This is a genomic window from Streptomyces sp. NPDC030143, from assembly GCF_055573695.1.
In genome coordinates, this window is the sequence record NZ_JBVIAY010000003.1 from 36,151 (window position 1) to 54,220 (window position 18,070).

14 protein-coding genes are annotated in these 18,070 nt (G+C 69.4%); 8 read left to right on the forward strand and 6 right to left on the reverse strand.

The genetic code is table 11. From position 1 onward, the window contains the following. Positions 1 to 219: 219 nt before the first annotated feature. The 6 genes from yjfF to ACZ4YY_RS06440 form a co-directional block, all read right to left on the reverse strand. On the reverse strand, positions 220 to 1,251 hold the full coding sequence (yjfF, locus tag ACZ4YY_RS06415; protein ID WP_468284451.1) for a galactofuranose ABC transporter, permease protein YjfF: 1,032 nt from the start codon (positions 1,249 to 1,251) through the stop codon (positions 220 to 222). Continuing rightward, complete coding sequence (locus tag ACZ4YY_RS06420; RefSeq protein WP_468285255.1) at positions 1,251 to 2,330, reverse strand: ABC transporter permease; 1,080 nt, start codon at positions 2,328 to 2,330, stop codon at positions 1,251 to 1,253. Before ACZ4YY_RS06420 ends, yjfF begins: the two co-directional genes overlap by 1 nt. An 8-nt stretch (positions 2,331 to 2,338) precedes the next feature. Next, the gene (locus ACZ4YY_RS06425) at positions 2,339 to 3,877 is read right to left on the reverse strand and encodes a sugar ABC transporter ATP-binding protein (RefSeq protein ID WP_468284453.1); all 1,539 of its coding nucleotides are present in this window, start codon (positions 3,875 to 3,877) and stop codon (positions 2,339 to 2,341) included. 98 nt (positions 3,878 to 3,975) lie between these two features. Further along, positions 3,976 to 4,980 carry an ABC transporter substrate-binding protein gene (locus ACZ4YY_RS06430; protein WP_468284455.1) on the reverse strand — a complete coding sequence of 335 codons (1,005 nt, stop codon included), beginning with the start codon at positions 4,978 to 4,980 and terminating at the stop codon, positions 3,976 to 3,978. Positions 4,981 to 5,115: 135 nt separating this feature from the next. Next, a complete protein-coding gene (locus tag ACZ4YY_RS06435) occupies positions 5,116 to 6,159 on the reverse strand; it encodes a LacI family DNA-binding transcriptional regulator (RefSeq protein WP_468284457.1) in 1,044 nt (347 codons plus the stop codon). Between the two features lie 426 nt (positions 6,160 to 6,585). Next, complete coding sequence (locus tag ACZ4YY_RS06440) at positions 6,586 to 7,443, reverse strand: SCO2400 family protein (protein WP_468284459.1); 858 nt, start codon at positions 7,441 to 7,443, stop codon at positions 6,586 to 6,588. Between the two features lie 255 nt (positions 7,444 to 7,698). Between ACZ4YY_RS06440 and ACZ4YY_RS06445 the strand changes: the two genes are divergently transcribed. From ACZ4YY_RS06445 to ACZ4YY_RS06480, 8 genes are all read left to right on the forward strand, one after another. Beyond that, the gene (locus ACZ4YY_RS06445) at positions 7,699 to 8,859 is read left to right on the forward strand and encodes a mandelate racemase/muconate lactonizing enzyme family protein (RefSeq protein WP_468284461.1); all 1,161 of its coding nucleotides are present in this window, start codon (positions 7,699 to 7,701) and stop codon (positions 8,857 to 8,859) included. Then, complete coding sequence (locus ACZ4YY_RS06450; protein WP_468284463.1) at positions 8,856 to 9,860, forward strand: zinc-dependent alcohol dehydrogenase; 1,005 nt, start codon at positions 8,856 to 8,858, stop codon at positions 9,858 to 9,860. Before ACZ4YY_RS06445 ends, ACZ4YY_RS06450 begins: the two co-directional genes overlap by 4 nt. A gap of 111 nt (positions 9,861 to 9,971) precedes the next feature. Continuing rightward, a complete protein-coding gene (locus ACZ4YY_RS06455; RefSeq protein WP_468284465.1) occupies positions 9,972 to 10,943 on the forward strand; it encodes a glycosyltransferase family protein in 972 nt (323 codons plus the stop codon). A gap of 139 nt (positions 10,944 to 11,082) precedes the next feature. Beyond that, positions 11,083 to 12,189, forward strand: a complete 1,107-nt coding sequence (gene chvE / locus ACZ4YY_RS06460; RefSeq protein WP_468284466.1) for a multiple monosaccharide ABC transporter substrate-binding protein — start codon at positions 11,083 to 11,085, stop codon at positions 12,187 to 12,189. A gap of 32 nt (positions 12,190 to 12,221) precedes the next feature. After that, entirely contained in the window at positions 12,222 to 13,772 is a 1,551-nt protein-coding gene (mmsA, locus tag ACZ4YY_RS06465; protein ID WP_468285258.1) for a multiple monosaccharide ABC transporter ATP-binding protein, read from the forward strand. After that, complete coding sequence (gene mmsB, locus ACZ4YY_RS06470; RefSeq protein WP_468284468.1) at positions 13,769 to 15,013, forward strand: multiple monosaccharide ABC transporter permease; 1,245 nt, start codon at positions 13,769 to 13,771, stop codon at positions 15,011 to 15,013. The genes mmsA and mmsB overlap by 4 nt, the downstream gene beginning before the upstream one ends. Before the next feature lie 66 nt (positions 15,014 to 15,079). Further along, positions 15,080 to 16,126, forward strand: coding sequence for an aldose epimerase family protein (locus ACZ4YY_RS06475; protein WP_468284470.1), 1,047 nt, complete (start codon positions 15,080 to 15,082; stop codon positions 16,124 to 16,126). A 166-nt stretch (positions 16,127 to 16,292) separates the two neighbouring features. Continuing rightward, a complete protein-coding gene (locus tag ACZ4YY_RS06480; protein ID WP_468284472.1) occupies positions 16,293 to 18,047 on the forward strand; it encodes a pyridoxal phosphate-dependent aminotransferase in 1,755 nt (584 codons plus the stop codon). Positions 18,048 to 18,070 lie beyond the last annotated feature (23 nt).

Consider the following 18,070-nt stretch of genomic DNA (forward strand, 5'->3'; position numbering starts at 1 on the left):
GTGCTGCCGGAGATCGGTACGGCGAGGTGTACCTGTTCGACTCAACTGCAACAAGGAGGGGTTGGTGTCACCGATAGCCCGGATGGCCTACGAAGGCCGCCGGAACGAGAAGAAGGAGCGGTCCGGCGCACGGGGGATGCACGTGCGCCGGACCGCTCCGGACGGGAGGGACGGGAAGGACCGGGGTGGGACGGGAAAGGCCGGAACCTCCCGGTCGGGTCAGGTCTTCTGACGTGACGTCATGGTCCGCTGGATCAGGATGAAGGCGCACAGCAGCACACCGGTGGCGATCTTCGTCCACCAGGAGCTGAGCGTGCCCTCGAACTGGATGATGCTCTTGATCAGGCCGAGGACCAGGACACCGAACAGCGTGCCCACCACATAGCCGGAGCCGCCCGTCAGCAGCGTGCCGCCGATGACCACCGCGGCAATGGCGTCGAGTTCCATGCCCACGGCGTGCAGCGGGTCGCCGGACTGGATGTAGAGCATGAAGAGCAGGCCGGCGAGCGCGGAGCAGAAGCCGCTCATCGTGTAGACCGCGATCTTCGTGCCGCCCAGCGGGAGACCCATGAGGAGGGCCGACTGTTCGTTGCCGCCGATGGCGTAGATCCGGCGGCCGAAGCGGGTGTAGTGGAGGACGTAGAAGGCCGCGGCCAGGACGACCAGGGCCACCAGGGCGCCGATCGACAGGTCACCCACCCCGAGCGAGACCCGCGTCTGGGCCAGGCTGCTCACGGCGGAGTCGTCGATCGCGATCGTCTCCTTGCTGATGACCAGGCACAGGCCCCGGAAGAGGAAGAGGCCGGCGAGGGTCACGATGAACGGCTGGATCTCGAAGTTGTGGATCACATAGCCCATGAGGAAGCCGCCGAACGCCCCCACGCCCAGGGATATGGGCACGACGAGCAGGAGCGGCAGGCCCACGTCCTGTACCAGCCACGCTGTGAGCATCGTCGTGAAGCCGATCACGGAGCCCACGGACAGGTCGATGCCGCCGGACAGGATGACGAAGGTGGCGCCGACGGCGGCAACCAGCAGATAGCCGTTGTCGATGAACAGGTTGAGGAACACCTGCGGTTCGCCGAAGCCGTAGCTCTGGTAGCGGCTGAGCCCGGCGATGTACATCGCGAGGAACAGGGCGGCCGTGACCAGGACGGGCAGCCGGCGGTCGCCGAGCAGACGGGCGGCCCCGGAAGGCGTACGGCTTTCCGGCTTCTGAGGTGTCGTGGGGGTCTGGGTGGTCGCACTCATCACGACACCTCCATCTTGGGAGCGGGATCGGCCGGGGCCACGGACGGCGCCGCCGGGGCCGGGGTCTTCCCACGGGCGCCGAAGACCTTGGCGCGGAACTTCGGGGACTGGAGCAGGCAGACGACGATGACCACGGCGGCCTTGAACACCAGGTTCGTCTGGGTCGGCAGGCCGATGGTGTAGATCGTGGTGGTGAGGGTCTGGATGACCAGGGCGCCCACCACCGTGCCGCCGATGGAGAAGCGGCCGCCGAGCAGCGACGTGCCGCCGATCACCACGGCGAGGATGGCGTCGAGTTCGATCCACAGGCCGGCGTTGTTCCCGTCCGCGGCCGAGGTGTTGGAACTGATCATCAGGCCCGCGATGCCCGCGCACAGCGCGCAGAAGACGTACACCATGATCTTGATACGGCGCGAGCGGATGCCGACCAGGCGGCTGGCCTCGGCGTTGCCGCCGACCGACTCGACCAGCAGGCCGAGGGCCGTGCGGCGGGTCAGCGCCACCGTGACGGCGACGACCGCGCCCACCACGAAGATGGAGAACGGCAGGGTCAGCCAGTAGCCGCCGCCGATCAGCTTGTACGGCTCACTGTTGATGGTGATGATCTGGCCGTCGGTGATCAGCTGGGCCACGCCTCGGCCCGCGACCATGATGATGAGGGTCGCAATGATGGGCTGGATGCCCATACGGGCGACGAGGAAGCCGTTCCACAGGCCGCAGACCACTGCGGCCACGAGGCCGATGCCCATGGCGAGGAAGACCCCCGCCAGCGCGTTCTGGTCGGACTGGTCGCTGATGTACGAGCAGGCCAGGGCGCCGGTGATGGCGACCACGGCGCCGACGGAGAGGTCGATGCCGCCGGTGGCGATGACCAGGGTCATGCCCACCGCCACCAGGATCAGCGGCGAGGCGAACAGCACGATCGAGATGAGGCTGCCGTAGAGGTGGCCGTCCGTCATCTTGATCGAGAAGAAGTCGGGTGTGAAGGGAACGTTGACGAGCAGCAGGACGATCAGGACCGCGACCGGCCAGAACAGGTGGTGGTGCGTCAGTGCTCGCCAGCGGGAGGGGGTGGTCACTGGGGTACTCACTGGTGCTCTCCGCTCGCGATGGTCTCCAGGATCTTGCTGGTGGTGATCTCCGGCCCGTTGGTCAGCTGTGCCACGAGCTTGCGGTCGCGCAGCACGCCGATGGTGTGGCTGAGCCGGAGCACCTCCTCCAGTTCGGCCGCGATGTACAGCACGGACATGCCGTCCTCGGAGAGGGAGACCACGAGCTTCTGGATTTCGGCCTTGGCGCCGATGTCGATGCCGCGCGTGGGCTCGTCGAGGATCAGCAGTTTCGGCTGGGTGATCAGCCAGCGGGCGAGCAGCACCTTCTGCTGGTTGCCGCCGCTCAACTGGCCGACGCGGGCCTCGGGGTTGGCAGGGCGGATGTCGAGGGCCTTGATGTACTTGGCGACGAGTTCGTCGCGCTGGGAGGCCGGGATGGGCCGGGTCCAGCCGCGGGATGCCTGGAGGGCGAGGATGATGTTCTCGCGCACCGTGAGGTCGGGGACGAGGCCCTCGGTCTTGCGGTTCTCCGAGCAGAACGCGACACCGGCGTCGATGGCGTCGTTGGGGGCGCTCATCGGGACCTGCTTGCCGGCGACGGTCACCTTGCCGCTGTCGGGCTGGTCGGCGCCGAACAGCAGCCGGGCCAGTTCGGTGCGGCCCGAGCCGAGCAGTCCGGCGAGGCCCAGCACCTCGCCCTTCTTGATCTCCAGGTCGAAGGGGGCGATACCGCCGGTGCGGCCCAGGCCCTCGGCCTTGACGAGCGTCTCGCCGACGTCGGAGCGCAGCTGGTGCTCGTGCAGCTCCTCCAGCTGGTCCAGGGCCTTGCCGATCATCAGCTCGATCAGCCCGACCTGGTCGAGGTCGGCCACCATGTGCTCGCCGACCAGGGTGCCGTTACGCAGGATGGTCATGCGGTCGCAGATCTCGTAGATCTGGTCGAGGAAGTGCGACACGAAGAGGATCGCGACGCCCTCGTCCCGCAGCCGCCGCATCAGGCGGAAGAGTTCGAGGACCTCGTCGCGGTCGAGGCTGGAGGTGGGCTCGTCCAGGACGAGCACCTTGGTGCCGGAGCCCTGGCCGTCGCTGTCGCCGTGGCCCACCGACCGTACGATCGCGACGAGTTGCTGCACGGCCAGCGGGTACGAGGACAACGGCGCCGTCACGTCGATGTCGAGGCCGAGCCGGTCGACCATCTCCGCGGCCTGCTTGCGCATCTGCTTCCACTGGATGCGGCCCGCGCGGGTGGGTTCACGGCCGATGAAGATGTTCTCCGCCACCGAGAGGTTGGGGCAGAGGTTGACCTCCTGGTAGACCGTGCTGATGCCGGCGTGCTGCGCCTCCAGCGGGCTGCCGATCCGCACGGCCTTGCCGTCGAGGGTGATGGTGCCGCCGTCCAGGGCGTAGACCCCGGTCAGCACCTTGATGAGGGTGGACTTCCCGGCCCCGTTCTCGCCCATGAGGGCGTGGATCTCGCCGGGGAAGAGCCGGAAGTCGACGCCCGACAGAGCCCGTACCCCCGGAAACTCTTTGACAATGCCCGTCATCTCCAGGACGGGCCGCGGCTCTGCCATGGCAGCGCTCCTCTTGAAATGGTTCAGGCCCGCAGGGAGCCTTCCGGGCCGGATGGTCGCCGGTCGGCCGGAGGCTCCCTGCCGGTGGGTGCGGTCGGTCAGTACTTGCGGGTGGGGAGCGCGTCCTTGGCCTGGTCCTGCATGAAGTCGCTCTCCTTGGTCTTGATCCAGCGCTCGACCTTCTCGCCGGCGTGGACCTTCTTCACGACGTCCATCAGCTGGGGGCCGAGCAGCGGGTTGCACTCGACGATGGCGTTGATCTTGCCCTCGGACATGGCGATGAAGCCGTCCTTCACACCGTCGACCGTGACGATGAGGATGTCCTTGCCGGGCTTCTTGCCGACCGCCTCGATGGCCTGGATGGCGCCGAGACCCATGTCGTCGTTGTGCGCGTAGAGGACGTTGATGTCCGGGTTGGACTGCAGGAAGGCCGCCATGACCTGCTTGCCGCCGGCCCGGGTGAAGTCACCGCTCTGGCTGGTGACGATCTCCCAGTCGTCCTTGTGCTCGGCGTCCATGACCTCCTTGAAGCCCTTGGCGCGCTCGATCGCGGGGGCGGTACCGGTGCTGCCCTCCAGCTGGGCGATCTTCACCTTGCCCTTGTGGCCGGCCTTCTCCAGAACCTTCTCCAGGATCTTGGCGGCGCGGCGGCCCTCGTCCGTGAAGTCGGAGCCCACCAGCGTCACGTAGAGGGACTCGTCGGACGTCTCGATGGAGCGGTCGGTGAGGACCACCGGGATCTTCTTGGCCTTGGCCTCCTTCAGCACCACGTCCCAGCCCTTGACGACCGTCGGCGAGAAGGCGATGACGTCGACACCCTGGGCGATGTAGCTGCGGATCGCGGAGATCTGGTTCTCCGGCTTCTGCTGGGCGTCGGAGAACTTGAGGTTGATACCGGCATCCTTCGCGGCCGCCTTCACCGAGTCGGTGTTGGCGGTGCGCCAGCCGCTCTCCGAGCCGACCTGGGCGAAGCCCAGGGTGATCGCCTTGCTGCCGCCATCGGAGGAACCTGAGGAGTTGCCGTCCTCCTTCGCGCAGGCCGCGAGTCCCGTCGCAGCCGCAACGCCGACCGCCGCGGTGAGGAAGTTCCTTCTGTTGAGCATGTTCTTCTCCTTTGAAGAGCCGGCCCGGTGAGGGACCCGCTGGTACTGGATGGGACCGGCCGCACTGCGTCCAGCCTGTCGATCATTGTTCGGTATGTCGGTCGCACGACGGGGCGCATGCGACCTGCTGGTTGGTCAGAGGGGTACGCCCTCGGGTTGAGCGGCGTACGGGAACGTACTGGCCCGGACGACGAGTTGGGGTTCGATCGCCACCCTGGCCTGGGCGGCCGGCCGGCCCTCGATCAGCTCCAGGAGCAGTGACACGCCCTGCCTGCCCACCGTCGCGAAGTCCTGCCGGACGGTGGTGAGGGGAGGTGCGAAGAACTCCGACTCCGGGATGTCGTCGAAGCCGACCACCGCGACGTCCTGGGGGGTTCGGACCCCCGCCTCACGCAGGGCCCTCAACACCCCCAGTGCCATCTGGTCGTTGGCGACGAAGACCGCGGTCAGTCCCCGGCCCACCCAGCCGGCCAGTTCCTGACCCGCACGGTAGCCCGACAGGGGGCTCCAGTCCCCCCGCAGCAGCATGGGCGGCTCGACACCGGCCGCTTCGAGGGTCGCCCGCCAGCCGGCGGCCCGGTCGGCCGCCTCCTGCCAGTCCTCGGGTCCGGCGAGGTGCCAGACCGTGCGGTGACCGGCCGCCAGCAGATGACCGGTGGCCAGCCGTGCTCCCAGGTGCTGGTCGACGCCGACACTGGGGATGTCGACGCTCGGCCCGCTGCCCACGACCACTGCCGGGAAGGAATACCGCATTTCGGCCAGGGCGTCCACTGCCGACCGCTGCGGGGCGATGGCGACGACCCCTTCGACCCCGCCCTCGCTGAGGTGGTCCAGCGCCTCGGACAGCGTCTCCATGGTCAGTTCGCGCAGACTGACCGTCGAGACGAGGTATCCCCGGGCGCGCGCCGCCTCCTCGAGGGCGAACAGGGTGCTGGCCGGTCCGTACAGGGTGGTGTCGGAGGCCACCAGCCCGAGGGTCCGGGTGCGCCGGGTGGCCAGGGCGCGTGCTGAGGAGTTGCGGCGGTAGCCCATCTCCTCGATCGCTCGCAGCACCCTGGCCCGTGTGGCCTCCCGCACGTTCGGGTGGTCCGCGAGGACGCGGGACACGGTCTGGTGGGACACGCCGGCCAGACGTGCCACGTCGGCCATGGTGGGCGGCCGAAGCGGTGCGTGTGTCACGGCCGTACCTCCTTGGCGGTCGTCTGCGGATAAGGCCTGTGAGGTGGGCGGATGGTCCCGCCCTGCCGGCGTCACAACGGACCTCCGGAGAACGCGAGGCCATCGGCCGGGAGCACAGACGGGGGCTGTGCGGGCATGACGCTCATACCTCCCGTGCCGGCACCGGCCACTGATTGGTGAATGAGGAGGTCATTGTGAGCGCTAACAATTCACGACGGTCAAGGGGTCTGCGTCGGAACGGCGTCACGGTTGAATAACGCGCCGCGTGATCGGCCTCGGAAACACGCCCGGCCAGGCCGGCCCGTCCCCTCGCGGCGGCCGCCCGATCCGCCCGCTACGGCGCCGCGTGCCCCGGCCACCGAGGGCGCCGAGCGGCGGCCGCGGTGTCCGACTCCGGTCGTCCGGGGGCGGTCCGAGCGGCGAGCGCTACGAGCACCACCACAGGAAGCGCTGGCACGTCGGGGACGGCGACGGGTCGGGGGCCGGGGCCGACGGCGTCGGGGCGGCGGTCGGGGCCGAGCCGGAGTCCGACGGGGGCGTCGGGCCGGAGGAGCCGGGAGCACTGGCCGGCCGGGAGGCCTCGCCCGGGGCCCGGGTGGCGTCGCCCTCGTCGCCCGGGGACTCCGAGGCCGACGGGGAGGCGGTCGCGTCGGGGGAGGCGGACGCCTCGGGGGACGACGAGGCCTTGTCCGCGTCCGGGTCCGTCCGGTCGTCCAGGGGCCGTCCCGGCGCGCTCGGCTCCGCCGACGAGCCGTCGATCTCGGACGACTCGCCCCCGGCCGCCGAGGGGTTGGGGGTGGAGGAGAATCCCGGTGCGTCCACACCGAGTTCGGCCAGGCTCAGTCCGCCCGCGGCCAGGACGAAGCCGACGGCGATCAGCACCGTGCGCTTGCGGCGCCGGCGGTGGACCGCGGCCCTGCGGTCGCGCCGGCCGGCCTCCACTGCGGCGGCCGAGGCCGCCGGGGAACGCCGGCCGCCCCGGCCCTGCCCGCGGCGGCGCGCCGCGCGGTCCTGCGGCCCGCCGTCGTCCCCCTCGGGGTCGCCTCGGTAGCCGTGCTCGCCGTGCTCGCCGCGGGAGGCGTGCTCGCTGTGATCGGCGTGATCGGCGTGGCCCTCGCGCCCGTCATGGTCGTCGTGGTCGGACGGGGCGCGGAAGTCGTCGTCGTAGGGCTCCGGGCCGGTCTCGTCCGGGGGATACGCGCGTAGCGATTCGGCCGGCGTGCCGCACCCCGGGCAGGCGAGGGCGCCGTTGAGGTGCCGTCGGCACGGGTGGCAGTAGTCCATGACGCGGGAAGACTAGGTTCCGGAACGGTCGCGTTCCTAGGTTCGCCTGGTGAAAGTTGTGTGGGAACCGGCCATACCGGCGCAGCGGACCGAGTGACCTGTCACACACCGCCACCCACCTGCCTTGGAGGAGATGCCGAAACTGCCGAAACCGTTACCGGTGCGACCCATTGACACCCCCCTGGGGCCATCCTTACTGTCTGCCCAGCATTTCGAACATGTGACGAAATCTCGAACAGCCGAAAGGTAACTTCCGTGCGCATCACCGGAATCAGCACGCATGTGGTCGGGACGCCGTGGCGCAACCTGACCTACGTCCTGGTGCACACCGACGAGGGCATCACGGGTGTCGGCGAGACCCGCATGCTGGGCCACACCGACGCGCTGATCGGCTACCTGAGAGAGGCCGAGGTCAACCACATTCTCGGCTCGGACCCCTTCGCTGTCGAGGACCTCACGCGCCGCATGAAGTACGGCGACTACGGGCGCGCCGGCGAGATCGTGATGTCCGGCATCGCCGTCGTCGAGATGGCCTGCTGGGACATCAAGGGCAAGGCTCTCGGGGTGCCGGTCTGGCAACTGCTCGGCGGGAAGGTGACCGACAAGGTCAAGGCCTACGCCAACGGCTGGTACACCACCGAGCGGACGCCCGAGGCGTACCACAAGGCCGCTCAGGGAGTCATGGAGCGTGGCTACAAGGCGCTCAAGATCGACCCCTTCGGAACGGGGCACTACGAGCTCGACCACGAGCAGACGCTGTACGCCGTCTCCCTGATCGAGGCCGTGCGCGACGCCATCGGGCCGGACGCCGAGCTGATGCTGGAGATGCACGGCCGGTTCTCGCCCTCGACGGCCGTGCGCCTCGCCAAGGAACTCGCCCCCTTCAAGCCCGCGTGGCTGGAGGAGCCCTGCCCGCCGGAGAACCTCAAGGCGCTGGAGAAGGTGGCCGCCAAGGTCGACATCCCGGTCGCCACCGGTGAGCGCATCCACGACCGGATCGAGTTCCGCGAGCTCTTCGAGAGCCAGGCCGTCGACATCATCCAGCCGGACGTCGGCCACATCGGTGGCATCTGGGAGACGCGGAAGCTCGCCGCGACCGCCGAGACCCACTACATGCTCGTCGCTCCCCACAACGTGGGCGGGCCCGTGCTCACCGCCGCCTCCCTCCAGGTGGGCTTCACCTCCCCCAACTTCAAGATCCTCGAGCACTTCAACGACTTCGCCGACGCGGAGATCAAGAAGGTCGTCAAGGGGGCGCCGCAGGTCGTCGACGGGTACTTCCACCTGTCCGACGCGCCCGGCCTCGGGGTCGAGCTGGACATCGACGCCGCCGCCGAGTTCCCGCAGCAGCAGGCCCGTTTCGACCTGTGGGCCGAGGGCTGGGAACAGCGCAAGCCGAAGAGCACCCAGAAGTGAGCACCGCCGTCGTCGTCGAGGCGCCCGGCGAGCATCGGCTCGTCGCGCACGAGCCCCGGCAGCCCGAGCCCGGTGAGGCACTGGTCCGCGTCCACGCGGTGGGCATCTGCGGCAGCGACCGCGAGGTGTACCTGGGCAACCGGCCCGAGGGATACGTCCGCTACCCGGTCACCCCCGGCCACGAGTGGTCGGGGACGGTGGTGACGGTCGGTGCCGGGGTGCCGGAGGGCCTTGTCGGCCGCAAGGTCGTCGGCGAGGGCTTCCGCAACTGCCAGGTCTGCGACCGCTGCCACGCGGGCGAGACCACGCTGTGCACGGACGGGTACGAGGAGACCGGGTTCACCCAGCCGGGTGCGATGGCCGCCACGCTCACCCTGCCGGCCCGGCTGCTGCACGTGCTGCCGGGGGACGCCGACCTGACGGCGGCGGCGCTGCTGGAGCCGGCCGCCTGTATCGCGGCCGCCGCGATCAAGGCGCACGCGCTGCCCGGCGAGCGGGTGGCCGTGGTCGGCACCGGGACGCTGGGCATGTTCGCCGTCCAGTTCCTGAAGGCGGGTTCGCCCAGCGAACTGCTGGTCGTCGGCACGCGGAACGACCGGGAGGCCCTCTCGCGGCGGTTCGGGGCCACCGACTTCCGCACGCGGGGCCGGGCACTGCCCGACGACTTCGACGTCGTGATCGAGACCGCCGGATCGGCGTCCGCCGCGCAGACCGCCGCGTCCCTGCTGCGGCGCGGCGGGCGGCTGGTGCTGACGGGCATCCCGGCGCCGGGCGCCGACGGGCTCGACCCGACGGACCTGGTCGTACGGCAGCTGGAGGTGCACACCGTCTTCGGGGCACCGCCGGACGCCTGGTCGCACACGGTGCGGGTGTTCGGGGCCGGGCTGCTCGACCCGCGGCCGCTGGTCACCCACGAGCTGTCGCTCGCGGAGTTCGCCGCGGCGATCGAGCTGGTGGGCTCCGGTGATCCGAAGGTGGGCAAGGTACTGCTGCACCCCTAGACGTACGCCGGTACGGGGGCGACCTGACGGCCTCCGTACCGGCGTACACCCAAGCCCCGCACGCCGCGCACTCCGAATCTCGTCCGACATATCGAACACGAAGGACAGCTTGTGACGACCGACGCTTCCGCCACGGCCGCCCGTCGACCCGGTGAGCAGGCGCTCACCGCGCTCGGCCTGGGCTCGCCCGCCCTCGACCCCGCCGACACCTCCGGGCACACCTTCCCGGGCGGCGGCCGCTGGCGCACCGAGATCCCCTCGTGCGAGGGGCCCGAAGCGCTGGCCGTCGTCCTGAAGGAGGCCTCGCGGCTCGACGTGCCGATCCACCGGATCAGCCAGGGCAGCGGCGTGTGGATGCTGACCGACGCCGAGATCACCGAGATGGTCGAGGCCACCGCCGAGCGCGACATCGAGCTGTGCCTGTTCACCGGGCCGCGCGGCACCTGGGACATCGGCGGGTCGACCCGGACCGACTCCCGGGGCGCGGGGCTCAGAGCCAGAGGCCACGACGCCGTCGCCGGATGCGTCGAGGACGCCGTGCGGGCCACGGAGCTGGGCGTCAAGTGCCTGCTCGTCGCCGACGAGGGCGTGCTGTGGACGCTGCACCGGGCGCGGGAGGCCGGCATCATCCCGGCCGACACCACGCTCAAGGTCTCGGCGCTGATCGGGCCCGTGAACCCGGCCTCGTACGCGGTGTACGAGCGGCTGGGCGCCGACTCGGTCAACGTGCCCAGCGACCTGACGCTCGATCACCTCACCGAGATCCGCCGATTGTCCGCCGCTCCCATGGACATGTACATCGAGGCGCCCGACGACCTCGGCGGCTACATTCGGATGTACGAGGTGGCCGAGCTGATCCGGCGCGGCGCACCGCTCTACCTGAAGTTCGGCCTGTCCAAGGCTCCGGCGATCTACCCCTACGGGCACCACCTGAGGGACGTGACGCTGTCCACCGCCAAGGAGCGGGTGCGCCGCGGCCGGCTGGCCCTGGACCTGCTCGCACGGCACGGAGCGGCCGGTGACATGGCTCCTCTGGGCTCGCGTCTGCCCGGAACGCTGAACCGGTTCGAAATTTCCGCATAACGTTCCGGACAAACCCTCTTCACAGAACGCGACGCAGCCGAACACAATCCCACACACGGATTCTTTCGGTCCCCGCACCGCACAATGCGCCACCGCCCGCCGGACCGAGGCCACCCTCACCACACCAAGGAACATGATCATGCGTACTCGCAGAGCCGCACTCGCCGCCGTTGCCGGCGCCGCCTCCCTCGCCCTGACCCTGTCCGCCTGCGGCCAGAGCGGCGAGGGCGGGAGCAAGGAGACCTCCGGCGACACCAAGGGCGGGACCATCGGCATCGCGATGCCGACCAAGTCGTCCGAGCGCTGGATCTCCGACGGCAACAACGTCGTCAAGGACCTCGAGGCCAAGGGCTACAAGACCAAGCTGGTCTACGGCGAGGACGACCCCGACCAGCAGGTCTCCCAGATCGAGAACCTGATCACCCAGGGTGTCAAGGCGCTGATCGTCGCGGCCATCGACAACAAGTCGCTCAACAACGTCCTCCAGCAGGCCAAGGACGCGAACATCCCGGTCATCTCCTACGACCGCCTCATCCTCGGCTCGCCGAACGTCGACTACTACGCCTCCTTCGACAACGAGAAGGTCGGCCAGCTCCAGGCCAACTACATCGTCGACAAGCTCGGCCTGAAGGGCGGCAAGGGCCCCTTCAACATCGAGCTGTTCGCCGGCTCCAACGACGACAACAACACGAAGTACTTCTTCAACGGCGCGATGAGCGTGCTGAAGCCGTACATCGACAGCAAGAAGCTCGTCGTCCAGTCCGGCCAGACCAGCCTGAACCAGGTCACCACCCTGCGCTGGGACGGCGCCACCGCCCAGCGGCGCATGGACGACATTCTGACCAAGTCCTACAAGACCGCCAAGGTCGACGCGGTGCTCTCGCCGTACGACGGCATCTCCATCGGCATCCTGTCGGCGCTGAAGTCCGACGGCTACGGCTCCGGGAGCAAGCCGCTGCCGGTGATCACCGGCCAGGACGCCGAGCTGGCCTCGGTGAAGTCGATCATCGCGGGCGGGCAGACGCAGACCGTCTACAAGGACCTGCGGGAGCTGGCCAAGGTCGCCTCGAACATGGTCGACGCGGTGCTGAACGGCAAGAAGCCCGAGGTCAACGACACCAAGACCTACGACAACGGCACCAAGGTCGTCCCCGCCTACCTGCTCCAGCCGGTGAGCGTCGACAAGGCCAACTACGAGGAAGTCCTCGTCAAGGGCGGCTACTACACCGCTGACCAGCTCAAGTAGTCGTCGACACTTACTGATTGGAAGGCACGACCATGGCGGGACCCGTCCTGGAAATGCGCTCGATCGTCAAGACCTTTCCCGGTGTGAAAGCGCTGTCGGACGTCACCCTGACCGTCCGGCAGGGCGAGGTCCACGCCATCTGCGGTGAGAACGGCGCCGGGAAATCGACCTTGATGAAGGTGCTTTCCGGCGTCCATCCGCACGGCAGTTACGAAGGTGAGATCCTCTTCGAGGGAGAGGTCTGCCGCTTCAAGGACATCCGCGCGAGCGAGCAGCACGGCATCGTGATCATCCACCAGGAGCTGGCGCTGGTGCCGTACCTCTCCCTCGCGGAGAACATCTTCCTCGGCAACGAGCAGGCGACGCGCGGAGTCATCAACTGGAACGAGACCCTGCGCAGGGCCAGCGAGCTGCTGCGCCGGGTCGGTCTGAGCGACCACCCGCACACCCGCGTCGCCGACATCGGCGTCGGCAAGCAGCAGCTGGTGGAGATCGCCAAGGCGCTGTCGAAGGAGGTGAAGCTGCTCATCCTGGACGAGCCGACCGCGGCCCTGAACGACGAGGACAGCGACAAACTCCTCGATCTCATCCTGGAGCTGAAGAAGCAGGGCATCACCTCGATCATCATCTCCCACAAGCTGAACGAGATCCGCAAGGTCGCCGACTCGGTCACGATCATCCGCGACGGCCGGTCCATCGAGACCCTGGACGTGAAGTCGCCGGAGACCACCGAGGACCGGATCATCAGCGGCATGGTCGGGCGCGACCTCGACCACCGCTTCCCCGAGCGCACCCCGCACGAGCCCGAAGAGGGCGCGGCCCCCGCGCTGGAGATCCGCAACTGGACCGTGCACCACCCGATCGACCAGCAGCGCAAGGTCGTCGACGACGTGTCGATCCAGGTGCGGCGCGGGGAGATCGTCGGCATCGCGGGCCTGATGGGCGCCGGCCGCACCGAGCTCGCGATGAGCGTCTTCGGGCGCACCTACGGCCGCTACGCCGGCGGCACGGTCCTCAAGGACGGCAAGGAGATCCGGACGAAGTCCGTCCCGGAGGCGGTCGGCCACGGGATCGCGTACGTCACCGAGGACCGCAAGCACTACGGCCTCAACCTCATCGACACCATCAACCGCAACATCTCCCTGACCGCCCTGAACAAGGTGGCCAGACGCGGGGTCGTCGACGAGCACGCGGAACGGCAGGTCTCCGAGGGCTACCGCAAGTCCATGAACATCAAGGCGCCGACCGTCTTCGAGCCGGTGGGCAAGCTCTCCGGCGGCAACCAGCAGAAGGTCGTCCTCAGCAAGTGGATCTTCGCGGGTCCGGACGTGCTGATCCTGGACGAGCCCACGCGCGGTATCGACGTGGGCGCCAAGTACGAGATCTACACGGTCATCGACCAGTTGGCGGCCCAGGGCAAGGCGGTCGTCTTCATCTCCTCCGAGCTGCCCGAGCTGCTCGGCATGTGCGACCGCATCTACACCATGGCCGCCGGCCGCCTCACGGGCGAGGTCGCGCGGGCCGAGGCCACGCAGGAAGTGCTGATGCGTCAGATGACGAAGGACAAAGAGGTAACGCGATGAGCACCGAAGTGACCGACAAGAGCCCGGTCGCCGCGCCGCCGGGCAAGAGCGGTGGGGCGGGGGGCGGGAACCTGCTCCAGCTGATGCTGGACGGTCTGCGCCGCAACATGCGCCAGTACGGCATGCTGATCGCCCTCGGTCTGATCGTCGCCCTCTTCGCGGTGTGGACCGACGGCGACCTGCTGCTGCCGCGCAACGTCTCCAACCTGGTGCTCCAGAACAGCTACATCCTGATCCTCGCGATCGGCATGATGCTGGTGATCATCGCCGGCCACATCGACCTGTCGGTCGGCTCGCTGACGGCGTTCGTGGGAGCCTTCGCGGCCGTGCTGACGGTGCAGCACGACGTGTCGTGGCCCGTCGCGGTGGTGCTCTGCCTGGTGGTGGGCGCCGTGGCCGGCTCGGTCCAGGGCTACCTCATCGCGTATCTCGGCATACCGTCGTTCATCGTGACCCTCGCGGGCATGCTGACCTTCCGCGGTGTCACGGAGATCCTGCTGGAGGGCCAGACCCTCGGCCCCTTCCCGGACGGACTGCAGAAGATCGGCAACGGCTTCCTGCCCGAGGCCGGACCGCGCACCAACTACCACAACATCACGCTGCTGCTGGGCATCGCCCTGATCGTCTTCGTGGTCCTGCAGGAGTTCCGGGACCGCAAGCGCCAGCAGGAGTTCTCGCTGGACGTGGTGCCGCGCAACATCTTCCTGCTGAAGATCGTCTCGATCGTCGCCGCGATCCTCGTGGTCACGATGCTGCTCGCCAGCTACAAGGGCGCGCCGATCATCCTGCTGGTCCTGGGCGTGCTGGTGGTCGGCTACGGCTACCTGATGCGCAACTCGGTCTTCGGCCGGCACATCTACGCCATCGGCGGCAACCTGCCGGCGGCGAAGCTGTCCGGTGTGAAGGACAAGAAGGTCACCTTCTACGTCTTCCTGAACATGGGCCTGCTCGCGGCTCTGGCGGGTCTGGTCGTCGCCGCCCGTCTGAACGCGGCCGGTCCGAAGGCGGGTCTGAACTTCGAACTCGAGGCGATCGCCTCGGCGTTCATCGGCGGCGCGTCGATGAGCGGCGGTGTCGGTACGGTCCTCGGCGCGATCATCGGCGGTCTCGTCCTCGGCGTGCTGAACAACGGCATGAACCTCCTCGGCGTCGGCAGCGACTGGCAGCAGGTCATCAAGGGCCTGGCCCTGCTGGCCGCGGTCGGGTTCGACGTCTGGAACAAGCGCAAGTCCGGTTCGTAAGTCAGCAGACGGGCCCCGCCGGAAGAACCGGCGGGGCCCCACCCTTGCCCCGGGAGGCAGGACGCGGTGAAGAACCTCTTCGGCAGGCTCGCCGACGGCACCGAGATCCACAGCTGGACCCTGACCAACGGCGACACCCGCCTGAAGGTCCTCGACTACGGAGGTATCGTCCAGTCCCTGGAGATCCCCGACCGGCACGGCCGTCACCGGAACGTCTCGCTCGGCTTCGCCGGCCTCGAGGACTACGTCGCCGCGAGCCCGTACTTCGGCGCGCTGATCGGACGGTACGGCAACCGCATCGGCGAGGGGCGGTTCACACTCGACGGCGCGTCCCACCGCATCGACGTCAACGACGGCGCGAACAGCCTGCACGGCGGTGCCGAGGGCTTCGACCGGCGGGTGTGGGACGTCGAGCCGTTCACCGACGGCCCCGACGTCGGCCTCCGCCTCTCGCGCACGAGCGCCGACGGGGAGATGGGCTACCCCGGCACGCTCGAGGTGCAGGTCGTCTACGCCCTCACCGGGCAGGGGGACTGGCGCGTCGACTACGAGGCCACCACCGACCGGGCCACCGTCGTCAACCTCACCAACCACGTCTACTGGAACCTCGCCGGTGAGGACGGCGGCTCGGTCCACGACCACGAGCTGGAGATCGCCGCCTCCCGCTACACCCCCGTCGACTCCGGTCTGATCCCCACGGGCGAGCTCGCGGACGTCGCCGGCACCCCCTTCGACTTCCGCCGCGCCAAGACCGTCGGCGAGGACATCCGCGCCGCGCACCCCCAGCTGCTGCACGCCAAGGGCTTCGACCACAACTGGGTCCTCGACAAGGGCGTCACCGCGCGGCCCGAGCACGTCGCCACCCTGCGCGACCCCGCCTCCGGTCGCACCCTGCGGATCGCCACCACCGAGCCCGGCCTGCAGTTCTACTCCGGCAACTTCCTCGACGGCACCCTCGTCGGCAGCGGCGGCAGGGTCCACCGCCAGGGCGACGGACTCTGCCTGGAGACGCAGCACTTCCCGGACTCGCCGAACAAGCCGTCGTTCCCGTCGACCGTCCTGCGGCCCGGCGAGACCTACCGGAGCACCACGATCCACTCGTTCGGCCGCTGATCCGCCTTCACAGCAGGCGCACAACTTCATGACGCTCCCCCCAGGGGTTGAACAGCGTCACTCCAGCCTCCGTATGTAGGGGCGGCCCGCGCTCCCCCGCGCGTGCCGCCCTTACATGACGACGGGCCCGGGCGTCCCCACCGGGTCCGCCCCATACGGAGGTTCCATGGCCGACAACGTCACCTCGTTGTTCCGCAGCACCGCGGCGCACAGCCCGTCGATGGCTGCGCTGACGCGCGAGGGCGGGGACGGCCCGGTGGACTTCTGCATCCCCTGCAACCCCTACTTCCCCACCCCGCAGATGTTCGACGAGATGTCGGCCCGGCTGCGGGACATCATCACCTACTACCCGAGCAGCGCCGACACGATCACCGCCGAGCTGTGCAGCCTCCTCCAGCTGCCGCCGCAGGCCGTGGCGATGGGCAACGGCTCGACCGAGCTGATCACCTGGATCGACCACCTGCTGGTCCGCGAGTCCCTCGCCGTCCCGGTCCCCACCTTCGGCCGCTGGACCGACCAGCCGATGGAGACCGGCAAGCGGGTCGACATGTTCCCGCTCCAGGAGTCCAGCGGCTTCGCCCTGGACCTCGCGCAGTACGCCGAGTTCATCCGCGCCCGCGGGACCCGGGTCGCCGTGATCTGCAACCCCAACAACCCCGACGGCGGGTTCCTGCACAAGCACGCGGTCGTGCAGTTCATGGACGCGATGGCCGACCTGGACCTGGTCGTCATCGACGAGTCGTTCCTGGAGTTCGCGGACGCCGAGGCCGAGCCGTCGGTCGTCCAGGAGGCGATGCTGCGTCCGAACGTCGTCGTGCTGCGCAGCCTCGGCAAGAACTTCGGTCTGCACGGCATCCGCTTCGGCTACCTGGTGGCGAACCCGGCGCTGGCCGGCCGGGTCCGCTCCATGCTGCCGAAGTGGAACCTCAACTCCTTCGCCGAGCACGTGGTGTTCATGCTGAAGGAGCACGGCCCCGAGTACGCGCAGAGCCTGATGCAGGTGCGCCGGGACCGTCTGGAGATGGCGAGCCAGCTCTCCGCGCTGCCGGGCCTGACCGTCTACCCCTCGCAGGGGAACTTCCTCTTCGTGCGCCTTCCCGTGGGCGCCGAGGGCACCGTGGTCCGCGACCGGCTGCTCACCGAGCACCGGATCCTGGTCCGCGAGTGCGGCAACAAGATCGGCTCCTCCAGCCGCTTCCTGCGGCTCGTGGTGCGCCCCCAGGTGGACGTGCGTCGCCTGGTGTCCGGCCTGGAACAGGTGCTCTACGGGACCAGGAGGGGAGCCGCCGTACCCGAGCTGGGCGCCGGGACCAGCTACAGCTCGGGCACGGCGGCGGTGGACCGGCTGGTCGGCGCCACCAACGGGGCCGGCATCCAAGGCCTTGCCGCTCAGGCCGTCGGCGCCGGGATGCCGGGGCTCACCGCGGCCCCGGCGGCCGCCGTCGGCATGCAGATGCCGGCGGCGGCACCCACCCCGTCCCACGGCGCCGGGGTGCCGCTTCCGGCCGCCGCCCAGGTCTTCCCCCCGCCGGCCCCCGCGGCCCCGGCCGCGACGAACCCCCTGGCACCGGCCGCGATGGCCCCCGTGCCCGCCGCGGCACCGGCACCGGGCCCGGCGATGACACCGGCACCGGCCCCGGTGATGACACCGGCCATGGCACCCGCGATGACACCCGCGATGGCTCCCGCCATGATCCCGGCGATGTCCCCCGCCCCGGCCCCGATGCCGGCACCGTCACCGGCGGCGCCCGCTCCGGCGCCCGCCGCACCCGCGGGCCCGACCCCGCCCGGCGTCCCGGCCAGAGGCGGCCTCACCGCCGCCCAGGTGCGCGGCACCAACGGCCTCTCCCCCGCCGCCGCGACCGGCTGGCCCAACGCGCAGAGCTGGCCGAACGCGGCGGGGATGGGTCAGGCGGGCTGATCCGACTCCCCGGCGCGTCCGGC